This window comes from Mesorhizobium sp. M2E.F.Ca.ET.209.01.1.1 (assembly GCF_004010375.2).
Taxonomy (GTDB): domain Bacteria; phylum Pseudomonadota; class Alphaproteobacteria; order Rhizobiales; family Rhizobiaceae; genus Mesorhizobium.
Genome location: NZ_SADP02000286.1, coordinates 1 through 402 on the forward strand (window position 1 = coordinate 1; position 402 = coordinate 402).

1 protein-coding gene is annotated in these 402 nt (G+C 63.9%); it reads right to left on the minus strand.

Features of this window, described 5'->3' with window-relative positions; genetic code table 11:
- On the minus strand, positions 1–370 hold a 370-nt coding region (locus tag EN852_RS35695; protein ID WP_135879669.1), incomplete at its 3' end, for a LysR family transcriptional regulator.
- Positions 371–402: the final 32 nt, after the last annotated feature.

The window sequence follows — 402 nt, forward strand, 5'->3', positions numbered from 1 at the left end:
TCAGCTCAATCCCCGGATGCTTGGCCAGGAAGCCATACAGCGCCGGGCCGAGATGCAGGATTCCGAAACTGGTCGGCGCCGCTATTCTGAGCGGCCCGGCGAGTTCACCGCGGCGCTCGGCGATCTCGGCGCTGGCATCGGCCACCTCCTGCATGATGCGCTTGGCGCGTTCATAGAAACTTCGTCCTGTCTCGGTGATGGAAAGCTTGCGCGTCGTGCGGTCCAGCAGCTTCGTGCCGAGGCCGCGTTCGAGTTCCGACAGCCGCTCGCTGATGACGGATTTCGACAGCGCCATGCGCCGGGCCGCTTCGGTGATCGAACCGGATTCCGCCACGGCGACAAAGGCGGCGGCGGCTTCGAGCTTCAGCATTGTTCGGCTTTCCCGAATTCACAATCAGGCGT